Below are 19638 nucleotides of genomic sequence, written 5' to 3'. Positions count from 1 at the left end.
CTCTTCCGCGAGCGCCGTCGAGTCCGCCTGCGCTACTGTCGCGGCCAGGGTTGGTCATGGACTCAATCTCCGGCGTCACCTCCGGGGCCCGGAGTCCCACTGCTTCAAGGGTTGGGCGCGAATGGGAACCAAGGAGCAGGACGCCCGGGAGCGCATCCTCCGAGCGACCATCATCTGCCTCGAACGGGATGGCCTGGACGCCACGGGCATCCGGGAGATTGCCCGCGAGGCGCAGGTGAACAGCGCGGCCATCAGCTACTACTTCCGCAGCAAGGAGAGGCTGATTGCCCAGGCGCTCGAGGCCACGCTGGAGCAGGCCTTCGGGCACGTGCTCGCTGACTTCGACCGGCTGCGCGCCGAGGGCCTGGGCATCCGCGAGGCGTTCGAGACGCTGCTGGAGGACGTCATCGGCAACGTGGGGCGTTACCCGCGCATCGCGCATGCGCACCTGAATGACGCGCTCGTGCACCAGCGCTACGACGGCGCGGCCATCCGGGAGCTCAACGCGTTCCTGGAGGCGCTGTCGGGCAAGCTCGCGCCGGATACAAAGCACCTGACGGAGGACCGACGCCGGCTGGCCCTCGCGCAAATCTGGTCCTCCGTGTCGCTGCTGTCGATGATGCCGCGCGTGTTCGACCAGCTCATCCTCCTGGACTTCAGGACGCTGGAGACGCGACGCGCGTGGGTGAAGCAGTCCTCGCGCCTGCTCTTCGCCGCCTGAGCCAGGACCGCGCCCGAGGTCGCGGAGCGTCGACTCCAAGTGCGGTGGATGACTCCTCATCCATCTGGAGGCGTCCGACTGGAAGTCCTGAGGACTGTTCATCCGTGGGCTGTCCTGCGCCGAGTGGGAAGGGATGTTCCGGCCGGCCCGACAGTTCCCGAAAGTAGCGATGTCCCTCGTCACGACTCGCGGGCTCGATTGAGCGGTGCTCCCCGGGGGGAGTGTCTGTCATTCGTGACTCGCGGGAGGACCGCATGCGTCTTGTGTCGAAGTGGCTAGCCTGTCTCGTGCTGTGTAGCAGCGCGCTGGCATGGGCACTCCAGCCCTCACAGCCTGGCTCGTTGGCGAGCCAGGCGTTCTTCAAGCCCGAGCTGTACCTGCCTGTCTCCAATGTCTCGCTGGAGGAGGCGCGCTCGAAGCTGAAGGGCGCGGGGCCGGGCGTCTGGGAGGACTTCTTCGCGCGCAACGGGCGGGACTTCCACGTGTACCTGGACCCGCTCACGGGTTCGCCCACCGCCATCCAGGGCGCCATTCCGCTCATCCCTGGGACGGGCGTGGGCAACACGGTGAGCCTGTCCACGCTGCGGGAGCAGCTCGGCCGCTCCACGGAGGAGGTGGACGCCGCCGTCGTCGCGGACGTCCTCTTCAAGTTCCTCCAGGACAACCAGGCCGCGCTGGGCGTGGACCTGCCGCAGTTGGGTGAGCCCCTCGTCACGCGAGTGTCTGACGTGCTCTGGCACGTGCGGGTGCCTCAGGAGGTGGACGGCATCCCCGTTCGGCATGGCCAGCTCGTGGCGACCATCAACCACGGCAACCTCGTGCTGCTGGGCACGGAGGCGTGGAGCAACGTCACCGCGTCCGCGCGGCCCACGCTGAGCCCCGAGCAGGCGCTGACGGCGGGTGGAGAGCGCTTCGGCCTCCTGGAGACGCCGGGCGCGTTGTGGCAGGCGCCCACGCTGGAGTTCGCCCCGATGGCGCGCGCGGACGCCGGCTTCGGCGAGGGCTACCGTCACCAGCTCGTGTGGACGTATGGCTTCCAGAACCCCGGGGAAGGGGAGCGCTGGAGGGTGACGGTGGACGCGCACTCCGGCGAGGTGCTTGCCCTGGAGGATGACAACCACTACCTGGACGCCACCATCAAGGGCGGCATCTACCCGCTGAGCAACACGGAGATCTGCCCGTCCAACACGACGTGCGGGACGATGCAGGTCGACTCGCCCATGCCCTGGGCGAATACGGGGCTGGCCGCGCCCGACAACTTCACGGACGGCGCCGGCGTCTTCAATTATGGCTCAGGCAACGTCACCACGACGCTGGCCGGCAAGTACGTGCGAGTCAGTGACGCCTGCGGCTCGCCGAGCACCAGTTCGTCCACTGGCAACATCCAACTGGGCGGCACCAACGGTCAGCATGACTGCGCCACGGGCGGCGGCGGCGCGGGCAACACGCCGGCCTCGCGCTCGGCCTTCTACGAGCTGAATCGCATCGCCGAGCTGGCGCGCGGCTGGCTGCCAGGAAACACGTGGCTGAAAGGACAGCTCACCGCCAACGTCAACATCAACAGCACGTGCAACGCCTTCTGGAACGGCTCCACCGTCAACTTCTACCGCAGCGGCGGCGGGTGCCGGAACACGGGCGAAATCGCCGCCGTGTTCGACCACGAGTGGGGCCACGGCATGGATGACTTCGACTCGGGCGGCGCGCTCTCCAACTCCAGCGAGGCCTACGCGGACATCGCGTCCATCTACCGGCTCCAGGCCTCGTGCGTGGGTTATGGCTTCTTCGCGACCACGGACCTGGGCTGCGGCAGGACGCCGGACGGCACGGGCTTCAACCAGAACGAGGCGCAGGCGGGCGGGACGTGGTGCAACGCGCGTTGCTCCGGCGTGCGCGACGCGGACTACCTGGCGCACGTCAACCAGACGCCTGCCACGCCGCGGAACTTCGTGTGCTCGCGCTGCTCCTCCGGCTCCGGCCCCTGCGGTCGGCAGGTGCACTGCGCCGCCGCGCCGGTGCGTCAGGCCGCTTGGGATCTGGTCGCCCGCGACTTGCAAGCGCCGCCGTTCGACTACGACTCCAACACGGCGTTCATCATCGGCAACAAGGTCTTCTACCAGGGCAGCGGCAACGTGGGCTCGTGGCATGCCTGCAACTGCTCGGCTGGGACGTCCGATGGCTGCGGCGCGAGCCATGGCTACATGCAGTGGCTGGCCGCGGATGACGACAACGGCAACCTGAATGACGGCACGCCTCACATGACGGCCATCCACGCGGCCTTCAACCGCCACGGCATCGCCTGCTCCACGCCCGCGCCCACCAACTCCGGCTGCGTGGCGGGGCCGAAGACGGCGCCCACCGCGACGGCCAGCCCCAGCGACGGCCAGGTGGCGTTGAGCTGGAGCACGGTGCCGTCCGCCGGCGAGTACTGGGTGATGAAGACGGAGGGCCATGCCGGCTGTGACTTCGGCAAGGTGCGCGTCGCCACCGTCTCCGGCACCACGTACACGGACGCCGAGGTCGCCAACGGGCGCCAGTATTGCTACTCCGTCGTCCCCGCCAGCTCCACCGCCTGCTACGGCCCCGCCGCCGCGTGTGTCTGCGCGACGGCCGGCGGCCCTTGTACGCCTCCGGGCACCGCCACGCTCTCCACGCCCGCGGATGGCGCGGCGAATGTCGCGCTGGCCCCCGTGCTCGACTGGGCGGACGTATCGGGCGCCACCGCCTATGAGGTGCAGGTGGCCACGGACGCGGGGTTCGGCACCGTGGTTCGCTCGGCCACGGCGCTCACCAGCAGCACGTGGACGGTGTCCCCCTCGCTGACGGCCAGCACACCGTACTTCTGGCGCGTGCGCGCGGTGAGCGGCTGCGGCACCAGCGCGTACAGCACCGCCTTCCGCTTCACCACGGCGGACACCACCTGTCAGCCCGCGGCGGCTCCCACGCTGTCCACTCCTGCGAATGGGGCGACGAATGTCGCGCTGGCCCCGGCGCTCGACTGGAGCGACGTCACGGGCGCCACCGCGTACGAGGTGCAGGTGGCCACGGACGCGGGCTTCTCCAACGTGGTGCGGTCGGCCAACGCGCTCCCCGGCAGTGCGTGGACGGTGTCCTCCGCGCTGACGGCCAACACCCGGTACTCCTGGCGGGCCCGCGCGGTGGATGCCTGCGGCGCCGGCAACTACAGCACCGGCTTCGACTTCACCACGCAGACGGGCGGTGGCACCTGTACGTCCCCGGCACTGGCCACGTATGACGCGACGCTGCGCACCCCCGTCTGCGGCAATGGCTGCGGCTGTGACACCGGCACGCTGGTCAACAGCCGGGGCAGCCAGTTCCTGGCGGCGGAGCCCCACACGCCCAATACGCTCGAAGGGTGCCCGGACGGCCCCTTCGGCTTCTACCACTTCGACGAAAGCATCGACCGCGTCGTCCTCAAGAGCGTGGACGGCGGACCCATCACCCCGGGCAAGCAGGTCAAGGTGGACGTGACGGTGTGGTGCTACGACGCCACGGACCGGCTGAACCTGTACTACGCCCCCACCGTGTCCGGCTTCCCCACGTGGACGTCGCTTGCCTCCGGCCTGACGTGCACGGGCCGCGGCGCACGGACGTTCAGCCACACCTTCACGGTGGGCGGCACCGTGGGTCGGCACGCCCTCCGGGCGCAGTTCGTGGAAGCCTCCAGCCCCGCGTCGAGCTGCACCTTCGGCCTCTATGACGACAACGACGACGTCGTCTTCGGCGTGGCGGCGGCCGTCGCGTCCAGCCCGGCCAGGCCCCAGCCCACCCAGGGGCGCACGCGCGCCGCGCGCTAATCCCTACCGTCCAGGCCGCCAGCCCTGTCGCGCCGCACGCGTCAGGGCTGGCGGTGTCGTCCTTTACTACCCAGCCCTCCCGGGTCATGCCCTCCAGGGCGAAGTCGCCGACCCATGCCGTCAGGCCATGGCGAGCTGCGTCAGGGTTTGCACGGTGGGAGGGTACAGCAGTTGTGTTCATTTGAAAGCAAGACGGTATGCGGGGTCTGGCTGGTTCGTTCCCAGGTCCAGGTAGAATTTCACTTTGCAGGCAATTCAAGCCTGCTGACCAGGAGCGCGCATGCAACAGCTTCCAGCCCCGGCGTTCATCTTCAATCTCAGCACCGGATACTTCGCCCCCCGCTGTCTGCACCTCATCGCGCAGTTGGGGGTGGCGGATGTCCTGGGCAATACACCCATGAGCAGCGAGGAGCTGGCGCGGGCCACGGGAGCGCATGCCGACTCGCTGCACCGGATGATGCGGCTCTTGGCGGCGCATGGCGTGTTCGAGCGGCGTGGGGGCGGCTGGGCCCACAACGACTACTCCGAGCACCTGAAGAGTGGTCACCCGCAGTCGCTGAAGTCGCTGGTGATGATGTTCGGGGACGACATCAACTGGCGTTCGGCCGGGGCGCTGGGCGTGTCCGCGCGGACGGGCCAGACGGCTTGCGATTCCGTGACACCTGGGGGGCTCTGGCCGTACCTGCAGGCCCATCCGGAGGATGCGCGCGTCTTCGACGCGGCGATGACAGGCAAGTCGCACATGGCCATCAACGCGGTGCTCCAGGCGATGGAGTTCCACCGCTACGAGCACATCGCCGACATCGCCGGAGGTCGGGGCCACATCCTGTCGGCGGTGCTCGACGCCACGCCTCGCTCCCAGGGCACGCTGTTCGACCAGCCGCATGTCGTGGAGAACTCCCTTCAGCATCCGCGCATGAAGAAGCAGGGAGGAGACTTCTTCGTGGGGCCGCTGCCTCGCGCCGACGCGTACATCCTCAGCAACATCGTCCACGACTGGGCGGACCCGCAGGCCATCTCCATCCTCCGGCAGATTCGCCAGGTGGCCCCGGCCCACGCGGAGTTGCTCGTGCTGGAGATGATGCTGCCCGAGGGCCCGGAGCTGCACCCCGCACTGGTGATGGACCTGGTCATGCTGTCCCTCGCCGGCGGACGCGAGCGCACGCAAGTGCAGTACGACGCCCTGTTCGCCGAGGGCGGCTTCAAGCTGGACCGCATCATCCCCACCCACAGCCCGTACTCCATCCTGGTGGGCAAGGTGGCCTGAGGCCAAGTCCGCTATTTCGTTGAAGATGCCACTGTGTGACAAGAGACGACCCGAGGCTCCGCGCACGAGTCGCGCGGAGCCCTCGCGAAAATCACGCTAGGCTTCAAGGCTCCTTCCCTTCGGGAGCCGCACCATGATTCGGAGTCTCTCCGTCCTGTGCCTCATCGCTTGTTTCGCCTCGGCGTGCTCGGGTGACTCACCCGAGGGCGCGGGTCCCGACGAAAGCCAGACGGACGCGGGCGGCGACGGCGGGACGGGGCCCACGGACGGTGGCGCCCTGGCCGCGTGCGAGCCCTTCGGCCGCTTCGGCGCGCCCGGCAACACGCTCACGCTGCCCGGGCCCAGCGCGAACGGGGAGATGTACATCCCGGATGTGCAGGCGCGCTTCCCGTCCACGAACTGGAGCACGTTGGACAGGCTCTACATCCCCGCGGGGAGATACACGCTCATCAACCTGGGCAACCTGCCCAACCGCCCCGCGAGCCGCCCGCTGGTCATCACCAACACGGGGGGCCAGGTGGTCATCCGGCCCAACCCGGGCAGCACCCAGGGCTACATCTGGTCCATGGGCGGGGGCTCCAACTGGGTGCTTACCGGCCGGTATGACGCGGACTCGGGCACCGGCCACGCGGACTTCCCGGGCCACCGCTGCGGCGCGTATGCGACGTCGCGAGAGCGCTACGGCATCCTCAGTGACGACATCTTCCTGAATGGCGGCCACATGGGGCTGGGCATCGGTGGCGCGCACAGCTTCGAGCTGGAGTACCTGGAAATCACCCGCGCGGGCTTCGCGGGCCTGCGCATCACCCGCTCCCCCAACGGCGACGGCACGGTGTCGCCCATCAACGACATCAAGCTGCACGACCTCTACATCCACGACACCGCCAGCGAGGCCATCTACTTCGGCTCCACGCAGGGCGCGCCGACTCCGCTGGGCTCCAACCTGAAGGTCTACAACAACCGGCTGGTGCGCACGGGCACCGAGTCCCTCCAGATTCAGAACCTGGGCGACGGCACGGAGGTGCACCACAACGTCTTCGCGTATGGCGCCATCGACTGGCGAGCGGCCTTCTCCATGTACCAGGACAACAACTCCCAGGCGCAGGTGCGCGGCGGCACCATCCGCTTCCACCACAACGTCTTCCTCGGCGGCGCGGGCGCGCTGCTCAACTTCTTCGCGCAGGCGGAGGCCGGGGACCTTCCGCTCAACGTCGAGTTCACCGACAACTACTTCGCCGACACGTTGTCCCTGGGCATCTGGTTCGGCGGCACTTCGGGCGCGGGGGCGAAGTTCAACTGGGAGCGCAACGCCTTCCGGGGGCTCGACTTCGGCTACCAGAGCGTCTATCCGACGGCCACGGACCCGGGCGTCGTGCTCAGCAAGGCGGGGACGATTACCTCGCCCATCACCCTGAAGGAGAACCGGTGGGAGGGCGGCCGCAGGCTCATCTCCGGCCTGACGGGCGGCGGCGGCACGGTGGGCTCGGTGACGGCCACCGGCAACGTGAATGGCGCCGTCACCGCGCTCACGTTCGTCAACACGGGCCTGCCCGCCGGCACCGCGACGCGCCAGTTGGAGCGCTGGACGGCCAAGGCGACCCTGGCGCCCAACTCACCGGACATGACGTACGCGGCGGGGGCGCTGGTGATGCACGACGGGCAGCTCTACCGGGCGAAGGCGCAGAACACCAACAAGCCCCCTCCGGCCAACACCGCGCAGTGGGAACACCTGCCCCTGCCCGTGGATGACCTGCGCACCGCGCCCGGCACCGAGTGGGCTCAGCGCGGCGTGGGCCTCCTCGACGTCGCGCCGTAGCGTGCCTTGAACCACCCGGGCGGAATCACGCACCTCCGCTCGGGTGGTTGTCATGGAATTTTCAGCAATGGCTGACACGCGGTGTTGAGCCGTCTGTTTTTCTCAGCCTGTCTCTCCCTTCTTTTCCCATTTCCTGAGATAGCGGGCTCAAAGGCGAGCATCCTCGCCGAGCAGCTCATCAGGAGATTTGGATGACATTGAAGGTATTCAGTCAGGGTGTTTCATGCTGGGTTGTATCCGTCTCATTGCTGGCGCTGGGAGGCTGCGGGCCGCTGGAGTCCGAGTCCCCGGAGAGCGGCTCGGCGGTGGTGGGCGAGGCCCGGCAGTCGGTGTCCACGGTGAGCCACCGGGCGAGCACGACGGCGTGGGTCAAGGGTGCCGCGTCGCTGACCCTCAACAAGCCGGCGGGCACCGTCGCGGGTGACGTGCTGCTGGCGCGCCTGAGCAATCGCAACAACGTGGCGGCGGTGGCGACGCCGCCCGCGGGCTGGACATTCCTTCGCTCGGACCAGAGCGCGTCCCAAATCAAGACGTGGGTCTTCTACAAGGTCGCCGGGGCTTCGGAGCCGGCGAGCTACGCGTTCACCTTCGACGCCTCCTACTACCTCGCCGGCAGCATCTCCGCGTTCTCCGGCGCGAATCCCACCCACCCCATCGACGCGCACAGCGGCCAGAAGAACGGCAACCTGGCCACCATGGACAGCCCGGCCATCACCACGACTTCGGCCAACGGGCTGGCGGTGTGGTTCGGCACGCAGCTGTGGGCGGGAGCCACGTGCCCCACCAATCCGCTGACGCCTCCCACGGGGTTCACCGAGGCCTTCGAGGCGTGCTTGCAGTCGTCGGACCGGGGCATCCTCTTCGACATGGCGTGGAAGGAGCTGGGGGCGGCGGGCGCGCAGCCCGCGTTCAACGGCGTGTCGACGCTGCCCAACACCAACACCGCGCAGGCGGTGGCGCTCCGGGCCGCGGACGCGCCCACGTGCACCGTGGGTGACACCTTCGCTCCGGCGTGGACGCTGATGGGCAACGTGTCGGCGCCGCTCATCGTCGAGCCCTCGGGCCTGGCCGCCAGCCGCGTCACCCCGGGCGCCATCTACGTCCACAACGAGGACGTCAACGACATCGTCGCCATCAGCACCACCAACGCGGCGACGCTGGGCTCGTTCAAGGTGGCCGGCGTGACGCCGCAGGACTGGGAGGACGTGGCCACCGGGCCGTGCCCCACCGGCTCCTGCATCTACATGGGAGACATTGGCCGCTCGAGCGCGAGCCTGCCGATTCCCCCGAACACGTTCTTCGTCTACCGCATCCCCGAGCCCAACATCGGCGCGGGCCAGACGAGCGGGGATTTGACGTCGGAGAAGTTCCCCTTCGTGTACCCGGATGGCGGCAAGGACGCCGAGGCCATCATGGTGCACCCGGCCACCGCCGACATCTACGTCATCACCAAGTCCGGCACGGGGTTGAGCAAGGTCTACAAGATGCCCAATCCGCTGCCGGCGCCGGGCGTCCAGTCCACGCTCATCTTCGTGTCCAACCTCCAGTTGCCCGTGGTGCCCGACCAGCCGAACTGGTCCTACACCACGTCCGCGAGCATCCACCCGTGCTCCAACCGCTTCATCCTGCGCACGTACAAGGCTGTCTACGAGTTCCGCGCGGCGCCAGGGGCGGCCTTCGAGACGGCCTTCGCCGCGGCGCCCGTCACCCTGACGGACACGGTGGAAGGACAGGGCGAGGCGATTGAGTACGACCCGAGCGGCGCGAGCTATTACACGATGAGCGAGAGCCCCTCGCCCTTCAAGCTCAAGCGCGTCCTGCGTCAGTAGGCGTTGAAGCCAGGTGTCCCCGGAGCGGGCTTCGTCCGGGGACACCTGGAGGTGTCATTGCCTACCAGTCCGTGCCGCCACAGCCCTGGCCGGCGCCGTCGCAGCGAATCCAGCCCGGGCTGCCGGGGGAGTCCGACTGGTAGTTGCACTCCCAGCTCCCGTTGCAGCGCAGCACCGAGCCGTTGTCGCAGACGAGCTCCAGGAAGCAGGGGCCGTCATAGTCCGCGACCTCCGGCTCCGGCGCCGTGGAGCGCGCCAGGGCCACGGGGGGAATCACCACGCCCAGACTCACCGCCGCACTCAGGGAGATTGCGAGCCACAGCTTCATGATGACCAGCCTTTCGTGATGGGAGACGCAAAGACTAACACGGAGAGATGACACGTCGGAGGCCCGCTTCGTCGTGTGACAGCCGACGACATCAGGGCGTCTGGCGCACCTGGCTCACGAGCCAGGTCTGGGCGTCGGGCCGGCTCCAGAACTCATCCCAGCCGCTGTGCGCGCTTCCAGGCATCACCGTGACTTGGAGCTCGCCGGTGTAGCCGGGGCACGCCTGGACCTGCATCACCAGGCCGTTGGTGGGGTTGGTCCACCGCCAGGCGTTGAACACCCCGTCGCCCGAGTTGCCCGCGGCCCAGAGGGGGAAGTCCTCCAGGAGGCAGATGGGGTTGGGGCTGGGCGTGGTGTAGGCCAGCGGCATGCCGCCCGCGTAGGTGCTCCGGTACTTCACGAACTGGTCATTCACCGCCGCGCCGCCCCAGGACAGGCCCGTCATCGTCACGCGGTCCGGGTCGATGTTGTAGAGGCTGATGGCCTGCTGCACCAGGGTGTGGGTGAGGTCCACGTGCCAGTAGCTGTCATACGGCGCGCCGATGTTGGGGGCGTGGGGCGCGATGACGACGGCGGGGTAGGAGTTGACCAGGGGCTTGCCGGGGATGAGCTGGCGGATGAAGCCCTCCGGGTTGCCGAGCACCTGGGTGTGGTCCGCGCTGAGGGTGCTGCCGCCCCGGCCGTGCAGCGAGACGACCAGGGGATACTTCTTCCCTGGAAGCGCGCCGTACTCAATCGGGAGGAAGACGGCGGTGTCGTAGCGGCCGCCGCGAGGCCAGACGTGAATCTTGCCCGCGCGCGGGTCCACTGGCGCGGTGCTCGGATGCGCCGTGACGCTCACGGTGTCCGACGCGGTGGCGCCGTTGTTGTCGGTGACGGTGAGGCGGAAGATGTACGTGCCCGCCGTCAGGCCGCTGACGCTCAAGGTCCGCGTCGTCGCTCCCGTCAGCGTGGCCGGCGTGGGGCCGAAGGCCTGCTGCCAGAGGATGCTGGTGATGGTGCCGTCCGGGTCACTCGCCGTGCCCGTGAGCTGGATTGAGTGGGTGGGCAGGACGACGGCATTGTCGTGGCCCGCGAACGCGGTGGGTGGCTGGTTGGCGAGGCTGACACCCCGCACCTCCAGCTCTCGCACCCGGCACAGGCCGTCGGTCGACGCGCGCTTGCACTGCAGGCGCACGTAGCGCGTCTGCACGGGCTGGGCGAGCGTCAGCGTCCAGGTGGGAAGGGTGTTGTTGGTGATGGAGGTGCCGGCAATGGTCTGGAAGCTGTCCGTGGCGGCGAGCCGATGCTGGATGTCGAAGTCGAGCATCTGCTGTCCCACGGAGGTGTCGCGACCGGAGTGCAGCGTGAGGCTGTCGATGCGATGGACCTCCTGCAGGTCCACCTCCAGCCACTCGGGAGTCGTCGCTCCGGGCGCCGCGGCGGAGGCCCACCGGTCATCGCCGGTGAGGATGCCGTTGAACGCCTTCGCGTGTCCATACTGTGTGGGATAGCCGTTGGCGTGCACCGAGGACGCCGAGGATGCCTTTCCGAGCGCGACGTTCGTCACCTGCGCCCAGGCAGGCAGGGCCAGCAAGGACAGCACCGCGGCGAGGAGGGGGCGGGAGTTCCAATGCATGGGAGTCCTTTCGAGGAGGGGCTCCCAGGATTGGATGGGTTGATCATGGTGTTAAGGGAAATCTTCAATCCCTTGTTTTTGCAAGGGATTGGCGTGCCACTTTGTTGCAAATGTACTCACGGAGCATAAGTCCTCGCGGGCTCAGGCGTTGAAGCCGCCGTCCACATCCAGGGTGGCGCCGGTGACGAAGGAGGCGCCGGGGCTGGCGAGGAAGGCGACGGCGGCAGCAATCTCCTCGGGCTGTCCGTAGCGTCCGAGCGCGGTGCCCTCCATCCGCACCGGGGCGCTGGCGCCCGTGGCCAGGTTCATGTCGGTGTCGATGGGGCCGGGCTGGATGAGGTTGACGGTGATGCCACGCGGGCCCAGGTCGCGAGCCCAGCCCGGGGTGTACGCGGCGATGGCGGCCTTGGTGGCGGCGTAGTCACCCAGTCCCGCGAAGGGCGCGTGGCTGGCGACGCCGGAGCCGATGGAGATGCTGCGTCCGCCTTCGCGCAAGAGCGGCACCGCGGAGCGGACGGCGGCGACGACGCCGTGGACGTTGACGGAGAACTGGCGGTCGAGCGCCTCGATATCCGTGGACGGGTCTCCGACGACGCCGGTGTGGAAGATGCCCGCGTTGTTGACGAGTACGTCCAGGCGGCCGAAGCGCCGGGCGACCTCGTTGACCAGGGCCTCCACCTGTTGAGGGTCGGCCTTCAGGGCCTCGGCGCGGACTCCGCGCGCCTTCAGCTCCTCGACGAGGGCCAGGGCCTTCGCTTCGGAGGAGGCGTAGCTGATGGCGATGGAGGCGCCTTCATCCGCCAGGGCCCGGGCGATGGCCGCGCCCAGACCGCGTGAGCCGCCGGTGATGAGGGCCACCCTGCCTTCGAGATTCTTCCTTGTGCTCGGGACAGGACTGTTTCCAGTCGAGTAATAATCGCCGCGAGCCCGGGGCCACGCCCGGGTATCTGAAGCGCAAGGGCACGCCAATGCACCCCACGGACCTCCAGGAGGGCCACGATATCGTGAGCTATTTCTCCACGAGGACGGGGCGGCTCATTCCGCTGTCCTTCCTGCCTCGGGAGGGAGAGCGCATCGATGTGATGGGACGCTCCAGCGTGGCCGTCAACGAGAGCACCGCGCACTTGTCGGCGGTGCTGGCGGGGCTGGGCTTGTCGCAGCTTCCCGCCTTCGTGGCCCGGCCGCATCTCGACAGCGGGGCGCTGGTTCAAGTCCTGGCGGAGTGGCAGGGGGCGCCGTTCCCCCTCTACATCGTCTATCCGCGGAACCGGCACATGAGCGCCAAGCTCCGCGCGTTCGTGGACTGGACGGTGGTGGAGCTGTTCGCGCCGTTCCGGCCCAAGCGGGAAGTCGCTGAGCTGGCGGCCCGACGGTGAGCGTGAATCCGGTAGGGTTTGTCCATGGCCCCCCGCACCTCCGCATCCGCTGCTGTCGACCTGGGAGAAGTCGACCTGCCTGAAGGCATCCTCGTCATCCTCGACCCCGGGCTGGGGCGGTACTGGCGTCACGATGAGGCGCCCACGTCGCCGCGCAAGAAGGACCCGGAGCAGTGGGACCTGCGGCTCGTCGGACGTGACGCGGAGGCGGCGGGCAAGGCGTATGACCGCGAGTTCGATTCGCGCTTCCTCTTTGACCGCACGGACCCGCAGGACGCGATGACCCAGTTCGCGGCGTTCGCGAAGGAGCGGGGCTTCGAGGCACATGCGGAGGTGTTGAAGACGCGGGTGCCTCACACGGAGCGGACCCGTCGGGCGCTCGAGCATGGTGGGGGGCTTGGCGTGGTGAAGTACAACGGCCTGTGGGCCGTGGCGGTGGGAGGATTGCCGTCTGACCGGGGCCTGAAGGGATGCACCTGTCGGCGCGCTGTTCCGGCTGGAGGGTGAGCGCTTCGTCAAGGAGTAGGTGTCACCACCGGCTCCAGGGGTGCGTCGGACTGGAGGTCCGGCGCTATCGCGTGGCGGACTTCTTTCGTGCAGAGGGCCGCTTCACCGGTGGCTTCCGGGTGGAGGACTTCTTCGCCGTCGTGGCCTTCTTCGCAGCGGTCTTCGCCGTGGAGGTCTTCTTCGCCGCGACCTTCCGCGGGGACGTGTTCTTCGCCTTCGCGGAGGTGGCCTTCTTCGCGGGAGCCGTGGCTCCGCTGGTCAGCGCCTTCGTCCAGCGCTGGATGTAGTCCGCGCGAGTCGTCGCGTCGGGGAGTGCCTCCGCGTGAAGGGCGACAGTGACTCCTCGCGCCGCCGGGAGGACGCGGAGCTGCGCGGTCCTCGGGCGTGTCCACTCGAGGCGATTCAGTCGGATGCGAAGCAGCGTCGGGGGCCTCGCGCGAATCACGACGACGTCCGTGCCGTCGTTGAGCGTGGTCAGGTCTCCCTCATTGAGCGTCGCCTTCGCGGGTGAGAGCCATCGCCCCAGGCCCCTCGCGTCCGCCCAGTTCCGCCACGCCTCTTCGGCCGTCATGTCGAAGGTGCGACGGGCTCCCGCCGCATACGTCCCATCCGCTGCAAGTCCAGCCGGCATGTGTGCTTCCTCCTCGGACGCGGACCCTGGAGGCGTCGGAGCGTCCAGGCAACCCGGAAGTGACAACCCTCGCGCGGCCCGTGTCCACCATGGTGTAGAGGGTACGCCGTGAGCTCCACTCCGCCCCTCGCCACGCTGCTCCAGGATGAGACCCGCCGCTATGTGCGGAGCTATCGCTCGGCTTCGCTCTGCGCGGGCCTGACTTCACGCGGCGAGCATCACGTCCAGGTCTTCAGGGGGAAGGGCGCACCGCCTCCCGAAAACGCCTTGTTCTCCCTGGGTGGACTCACCCATGTCTTCACCGGCGCCCTGCTCGGCCTCCTGGTGGAGCAAGGCAAGGCACGGCTCGACATGCCGCTCTCAGAGGTGATTCCCCGCGCGCTCCTCCCCGATGCGGACGCGGGCCGAATCACCCTGGAGCAGCTCGCCACGCACACCTCCGGCATGCCCCACCTGCCGCCCAATCTGGATGCGGGCCCTCGCAATCCCGAAGACCCGTTCGGCCACTATTCCGCCAACCTCTTCGGTGACTTCCTCCGCACGTACCACCCCCAACTCCCACCACCGCGTCCCGTCTCCGAGTCCCTGCTCGGCATGGGCGTCCTGGGCCATGCGCTCTCCCGTCGCGCCGGGCTCAACTACGGACACGCGCTTCGAGATGGACTCTTCACGCCCCTGAAGCTCAGCGACACCTCGGCACGCGTGACGGACGAATTGGCCCCGCGCCTCCTCGCGGGACACACCGCGCGCGGCCGGCCCGTTCCCGCCTGGACCTTCCCCGCGCTTCCTGGAGCGGGCGCCCTCCACTCCACGGTGCCAGACCTGCTGCGCTTCCTCGACGCGAGCCTCGGCCGCGCCGACGAATCCCTCTCACGTCCCTTGAAGTCGACGTGGAGTCCTCGCACCGAGGGCGGCCCCGCGCGCATGGGGCTCGGCTGGTCCATCTCCCAGCTTCGTGGACACACCGTGGCGTGGTGCTCGTCGGTGATGGGCGGCTACGTCGGCTTCCTCGGCCTCGCTCCCTCCGTGGACGCGGGCGTCGTCCTGCTCTCGAACCACGGCTGGTCCCTGTTCGCCGCGCTCCGAGGACGCGTGCCCCTGGAGGCCCCTGGCTTCGCGCTCCTCTCCCGCCTGCTCACGGAGACGACAACCGAGGCCCGCCCTGCTCACGGGAGGTAGGGCTGGTTCTCCGCGAAGTACTCGAGCGTGTCCGCGTTGGTGAGCGCGAGCAGCGGCTGGGTGAGCGCCATGGCCAGTGCGTTGACCCGCCCGTAGGCGTGGTCATGCGTGTCCGCGACGGCGGTGAAGTGGCTCATCTCATGGAGCAGGGTGCCGGCCTTGGAATCCTGCCCCGTCGCGGGCGCCGGCCAGAACGCCCTGCAGACATGAATCGTGTACGGCTGGTTCTTGTACACGTAGGCGTACGCGGAGCTGTCACAGGCGCAGTCCACCGTGATGGCCCGTGTCTGGAATGCGTCCCTGATTGCGAGGAAGTGGTCCGTCGCCTTGTTCCAGTTCGCCGGCGAATAGAGGCCGAAGAGCGTCAGGTAGCGCGTGGAGAGCGCGGGCGTCTTGTGCGTGCCCAGATAGGCGTGGGCGGCGCTCGCCTGGTCCTGGCCATTCCTCACCGCGTCGGAGACCGCGTGTTGCTGCTCCTGGGAGCAACCCTCGAAGGTGAGTGCGCTCGCGAAGGTCTTGCGCCGTGGTGCCTCCTCCTCGCGGCGGCTCTTGCGCCCCTCGATGAACAGGCTCACGGAGTTGGACGCGAAGCCCGCCAGCTCGCCATCCCGCCGTGGGTCCAGCAGATAGCGGAAGGTATAGGTGCCCGTGGTGGTGAGGTCGTAGTCCTCGGAGACGGTGACGTCCCCCGTCAGGCTCTCGCCGGGGGCGAGCGTGACCAGGTCCTCTTGCGTCGGTGCGGGGCGCTTGTAGTGCGCGCCGATGTACCCGGCGGGCTGCCCGTCGCGCGTCACGCGGAGGCGGTCTTCCTTGTAGCCCGTGCCAGGCGTCTTCCACTGGAGCAGACGCACCGGCCGGGTGGACGTGTTGGTGAGGGTGACGGAGACCGTCACGTCTTCGCTCGCGACGAACGTGGTCCGATTCGCCACCAGGACCGCCGACACACTGCCGGGAGAGGGGCGCTGGCTCGTGTCGGTGTCAGGAGGGGTGTCTTCGGGTGGCGAGCCGCATCCGGCGAGGAGCACCACCACGGCGAGGGCTTCACACCCCTTTCCGAAACTCCCCAGACGCTGACGCATGCGGACTCCTCTTCAGTCTGAAACCGCCCACCGGAAGGCACCTGGCTCGTTCCGGGGGACTGGATTTAGGGATGAGAAGAATCCATGCCAGGAGCCTGGAGGGGCATGCTCCTGCTCAGGACCGCACGAAGGCGCTCGCATCGGGCAGGCCGCTGCCCGAGGTGTCCACGCCCATGGCGGTCAGGACGCCGGAGAAGATGTCGGGCTCGTTGGACGTCACCTTGCCGGGCTGCGGAGCGCCAGTGCGTGCATCGAAGCCGTAGGTGAGCGTGGTGAGCGGGTCGACACCGCCCAGCACCGTGTTGCCGTGGAGGCGGGGCGACAGCAGCAGGACGCCGTTGTTGAGGTCATGGCCGGAGCCGAACGCCGTGGCCCCCGCGGTCCGGTTGCGCGTGCGCCCGAAGTCCGTCGCCACATAGACGAGCGAGCGGTCCCACAAGCTCTCACCCGTGGCCTCGTCGAAGGGCTCCGACTTGAGCAGGTCGATGAGCTTGTCCACGACACCCAGGACGCGCGCCCACATGAAGGCCTGTCCGGAGCGGTGGTCGTTGTGGCTGATGTCGAAGGCGAGCGGCGGGTTCGCGATGCCGTCCTCGCCCCCCACCACGACGTTGAAGGACGGGCCGAGCGTCACCGTCACCGACACCCGGTACTTGAGCAGGAGGAAGGCCAGCGCCGCCTGCCCCTCCACCGGGTCCGTGAAGTAGTTCGGGAAGGCGGCGCGCACGCGCACGGCGTCGGGGGAGTTGGAGAGGCCGTACTCGTTCAGGGGGATTCGCGGGGGCAGGTTCGGCAGCAGGTTGAGGCGGCCGATGAGGTCCCGAGCCTCCAGCGCGGGCTGGCCCACGCCGCGTTGCTCGTTCCAGCGCATCAGCGCGGGCGCGTTCTCGAACGTCTGTCCGAAGACGGAGCGGGCGTCGAGCGTGTCACGCGTCTGGCGAGCCCGCGCGAGCACGTCGCGGTCCGGCAGGTCCTTGAGGCCCTTGCTTCCGTCGAGCCCCAGCGGCCAGAACGAGGGGTCCGTCACCACCTCGCCGTAGCAGTGCGCGGGGAGGGAGGCATCCGTGCCGCGCTCGGCGTAACCGCTCACACCCATGTTGACGTTGGGGATGGGGAAGTCCGCGCCGTACTGGAGGGCGACGCATTCCTGGAGCGTGCGCCCGCGCCACGCGGCGTTGCCCGTGAGGCTGCGCTTCTGGGCGATGGCGTGGTTCACCGACGTGCCCACGGTGGTGGCGACCAGCATGGAGTCCTTGTGCTTGCGCACGAAGGGGAGCTGGTCCGTGTTCACCGGCACGGGGATGCTGCCCAGCCGGGGGCTGCTCACCTTCACCGCTCGGAACGGCGAGCCGTCCACGCCGAGCACCTGCGCATCCGGGAAGGTGTTGAGCTTGTCCGCCTGCGCCCCGGCCTCCGACGCGCGCACCGCGAGCATGCTGTCGATGATGGACGCGCCGCCCGTGGCGCCCACGACGATGAGGAAGCGCGGCTTGCCGTCCAGGCGAGACTGGCGCACGCCGCGGCGCTCCTCGAGGGCTGCGGGTGTGTCGAGTCCCTCCCGACAACCCGACAGCAGGGGGCCGAGCACGGCGGAGCCCGCCGCGTACATCGACAACGCCTTCATCAACTCCCGGCGCGAGAGCCGGCCATCCTTGCGGAGCGACATGGGGATTCCTCAGAAGAAGACGGACTCGGCGGAGGAGAGGACGACGAAGCAGGCCGCGGTCATCCAGTCGCGACCCGGCTGGGGACTGCCCGAGGACTCGACGTCGGTGGCGAGCTGGACGAGCGCCGTCGTCTCCGCCCCGGTGGGCTCGCGCAGCAGGCCTCGCTGGTAGAGCGTGGTGATGGCGGCCCGGACCTCCGGGCCCTCGCGGCTCGCCAGCCGGCCACTCGCGTCCAGCGCGACGCCGGCGAAGATGACGGCGGTGGTCGGCGTGGCGATATCCATCGAGGCGCGGCGCGCGCACGCGGCCAGGGCCAGCCGGTCCACGGCGATGGGGGACGTCACTCCGGACGCGGGCAGCGGCTCGTACAGCCCGCTGCCATAGGGCTCCACTCCGCCCAGCGTCACGGTGTGAATCTTGTTCGCGCAGGAGTACTGCCCCAGCTCGTTGCACACCTGCTCGGGGGGCAGCGAGAGCGCCGCCGCGAAGTCGGTGTTCAGCCGCTCCGGGCCCTTCCGGCGGAGGTTGTTGCGCGAGGAGCGCGCCACGCCTCCATCCGGAGTGGGAGTGCCGGCGTCGGCCTGGCCGTTGACGGGGGGCGGGTCCACCACCCGGGCAATGGGCTGCTCCGAGCAGGCGGCGAGGGCGAGGAGTCCGGGCAGCAGCAGCCACGTGCGAGCGAGGTCAGGGCGCACCGTACGCCTCCGTGCGAATCAGGTCATGGAGCAGGCGCTGCACGCTGTAGCGGTGCTCGCCCTTGAAGCGTTGCCAGAGCGCGACGAACTCCGCGTTCTCCTCCGCCGTCGGCGGGTGCCCCACCAGGAGCTTCCAGTAGTCGGTGACGGCGGCCACCGCGAAGGCGTCACTGTCAGCGCCGACGCGGGCCCATTCCTGGAGGTCCTTCACCGGCTGGCCGAAGAGGTAGCCCGCCTCCGGCGTCTGGGTGATGGTGGGCGAGACGTCGGAGAAGAAGCGCTCCAGGCGGTTCGGCACGTAGGTGGCGGAGGTGGCGCCCGCGATGCCCTGGTAGTTGCGGAAGGGATAGCTCAGCGGGTCCAACGTCGCGTGGCAGGCCGCGCACGCGGGCTCGCGCACGCCCTTGGCGTCGTAGTCCCGGGGCTCGCCCGGCACGCTGTGAAGGCCTTCCTGGAGGGCGATATCCAGCCCCAGGTACGCGCGGTAGCTCTGCGCCGCGGCGTTGCGTGGCAGCGCGGTGAACATCACGAAGGTGACCAGGCTCCACGCGGAGGTGAGGTTGCCCGCGCGGCGCGACTCGACGACGGACTGGGAAGGCAGTGACGCCACCTGCGTGTAGCGCGTGGGGTTCGTCTCGCGTCGCACGTAGTAGCGGGCCGTCATCACCTCCCGCGCGTCGTGCTCGTCCAACTGCGCGTAGGAATAGAGGGCGTAGTCGTCGTCATAGTCCGCGAGCGGAATGGGCCCGGCGTTCTCGCCCGCCTTCACGGAGCCCACGGGCCGGATTTTCGGGTGCGCCAGCTTCCAGAGCTGCCCGTCCTTGCCGCGCCAGAACTCGCTCCGCGTGCAGCGGTCCAGCTCCGAGTCCAACCGCGCGAGCCGTGCGTCCGAGCTCAGCGCGGTGAACTCCTGGAGCTGCGCGTACGTGGGCGACTGGCCACAGAAATCCAGCAGCACGCGGCGGTAGGTGAAGCGCGCGTCGTGGCCACACACGTCGTAGCCCGGATTGGAGCCCGCGCCGCCGCAGCCCACCGGAGTCCCGGGCGTGCTGGTGGGGTCGGCGGGCAGGGTGCCTCGCAGCAGTTCGTCCAGGTTGGCGGCGCCGTCAC

General features: G+C 68.9%; 16 protein-coding genes. 8 read left to right on the top strand and 8 right to left on the bottom strand.

Going from position 1 to position 19638, the window contains the following annotated elements:
• Positions 1-121 precede the first annotated feature (121 nt).
• The 5 genes from HUW62_RS06265 (at position 122) to HUW62_RS06245 (ending at position 9448) form a co-directional block, all read left to right on the top strand.
• Entirely contained in the window at positions 122-721 is a 600-nt protein-coding gene (locus HUW62_RS06265; RefSeq protein WP_163869126.1) for a TetR/AcrR family transcriptional regulator, read from the top strand.
• A gap of 254 nt (positions 722-975) precedes the next feature.
• A complete protein-coding gene (locus HUW62_RS06260; RefSeq protein WP_176433867.1) occupies positions 976-4536 on the top strand; it encodes a PepSY domain-containing protein in 3561 nt (1186 codons plus the stop codon).
• A gap of 280 nt (positions 4537-4816) precedes the next feature.
• Entirely contained in the window at positions 4817-5803 is a 987-nt protein-coding gene (locus HUW62_RS06255; protein ID WP_163869124.1) for a methyltransferase, read from the top strand.
• 133 nt (positions 5804-5936) lie between these two features.
• Complete coding sequence (locus HUW62_RS06250) at positions 5937-7619, top strand: carbohydrate-binding protein (RefSeq protein WP_163869123.1); 1683 nt, start codon at positions 5937-5939, stop codon at positions 7617-7619.
• 191 nt (positions 7620-7810) lie between these two features.
• The gene (locus HUW62_RS06245) at positions 7811-9448 is read left to right on the top strand and encodes a cell wall anchor protein (protein WP_255203272.1); all 1638 of its coding nucleotides are present in this window, start codon (positions 7811-7813) and stop codon (positions 9446-9448) included.
• A gap of 61 nt (positions 9449-9509) precedes the next feature.
• Here HUW62_RS06245 and HUW62_RS06240 read toward each other — a convergent pair whose 3' ends face one another.
• From HUW62_RS06240 to HUW62_RS06230, 3 genes are all read right to left on the bottom strand, one after another.
• Positions 9510-9776 carry a hypothetical protein gene (locus HUW62_RS06240; protein WP_163869122.1) on the bottom strand — a complete coding sequence of 89 codons (267 nt, stop codon included), beginning with the start codon at positions 9774-9776 and terminating at the stop codon, positions 9510-9512.
• Positions 9777-9867: 91 nt separating this feature from the next.
• Positions 9868-11394, bottom strand: a complete 1527-nt coding sequence (locus tag HUW62_RS06235) for a discoidin domain-containing protein (RefSeq protein ID WP_163869121.1) — start codon at positions 11392-11394, stop codon at positions 9868-9870.
• A gap of 141 nt (positions 11395-11535) precedes the next feature.
• A complete protein-coding gene (locus HUW62_RS06230; protein WP_368670354.1) occupies positions 11536-12252 on the bottom strand; it encodes an SDR family NAD(P)-dependent oxidoreductase in 717 nt (238 codons plus the stop codon).
• A gap of 20 nt (positions 12253-12272) precedes the next feature.
• Here HUW62_RS06230 and HUW62_RS06225 point away from each other — a divergent pair, with 20 nt between their 5' ends.
• Positions 12273-12770: a LysR substrate-binding domain-containing protein gene (locus tag HUW62_RS06225; RefSeq protein WP_255203271.1), complete on the top strand. Its 498-nt coding sequence runs from the start codon at positions 12273-12275 to the stop codon at positions 12768-12770.
• Positions 12771-12794: 24 nt separating this feature from the next.
• Positions 12795-13277, top strand: coding sequence for a hypothetical protein (locus HUW62_RS06220; RefSeq protein WP_255203270.1), 483 nt, complete (start codon positions 12795-12797; stop codon positions 13275-13277).
• A gap of 64 nt (positions 13278-13341) precedes the next feature.
• Here HUW62_RS06220 and HUW62_RS06215 read toward each other — a convergent pair whose 3' ends face one another.
• Positions 13342-13908, bottom strand: coding sequence for a hypothetical protein (locus HUW62_RS06215; RefSeq protein ID WP_163869118.1), 567 nt, complete (start codon positions 13906-13908; stop codon positions 13342-13344).
• 108 nt (positions 13909-14016) lie between these two features.
• On the opposite strand from HUW62_RS06215, the gene HUW62_RS06210 reads away from it, so the two are divergent.
• Complete coding sequence (locus HUW62_RS06210) at positions 14017-15087, top strand: serine hydrolase domain-containing protein (protein ID WP_176433864.1); 1071 nt, start codon at positions 14017-14019, stop codon at positions 15085-15087.
• On the opposite strand, the gene HUW62_RS06205 is transcribed toward HUW62_RS06210, so the two are convergent.
• From HUW62_RS06205 to HUW62_RS06190, 4 genes are all read right to left on the bottom strand, one after another.
• A complete protein-coding gene (locus HUW62_RS06205) occupies positions 15075-16166 on the bottom strand; it encodes a M35 family metallo-endopeptidase (RefSeq protein WP_163869116.1) in 1092 nt (363 codons plus the stop codon). The genes HUW62_RS06210 and HUW62_RS06205 overlap by 13 nt on opposite strands.
• A 115-nt stretch (positions 16167-16281) precedes the next feature.
• Positions 16282-17832: a hypothetical protein gene (locus tag HUW62_RS06200; protein WP_176433863.1), complete on the bottom strand. Its 1551-nt coding sequence runs from the start codon at positions 17830-17832 to the stop codon at positions 16282-16284.
• 9 nt (positions 17833-17841) lie between these two features.
• Positions 17842-18528, bottom strand: a complete 687-nt coding sequence (locus HUW62_RS06195; RefSeq protein WP_240356938.1) for a hypothetical protein — start codon at positions 18526-18528, stop codon at positions 17842-17844.
• The coding region (locus HUW62_RS06190; RefSeq protein WP_176433862.1) for a hypothetical protein at positions 18518-19638 on the bottom strand (1121 nt) is incomplete at its 5' end. The genes HUW62_RS06195 and HUW62_RS06190, both read right to left, overlap by 11 nt.

It is taken from the genome of Myxococcus sp. AM011 (genome assembly GCF_013372595.1).
Lineage (GTDB): Bacteria > Myxococcota > Myxococcia > Myxococcales > Myxococcaceae > Myxococcus > Myxococcus eversor.
This window is presented reverse-complemented; position numbering and strand designations above follow the sequence as displayed.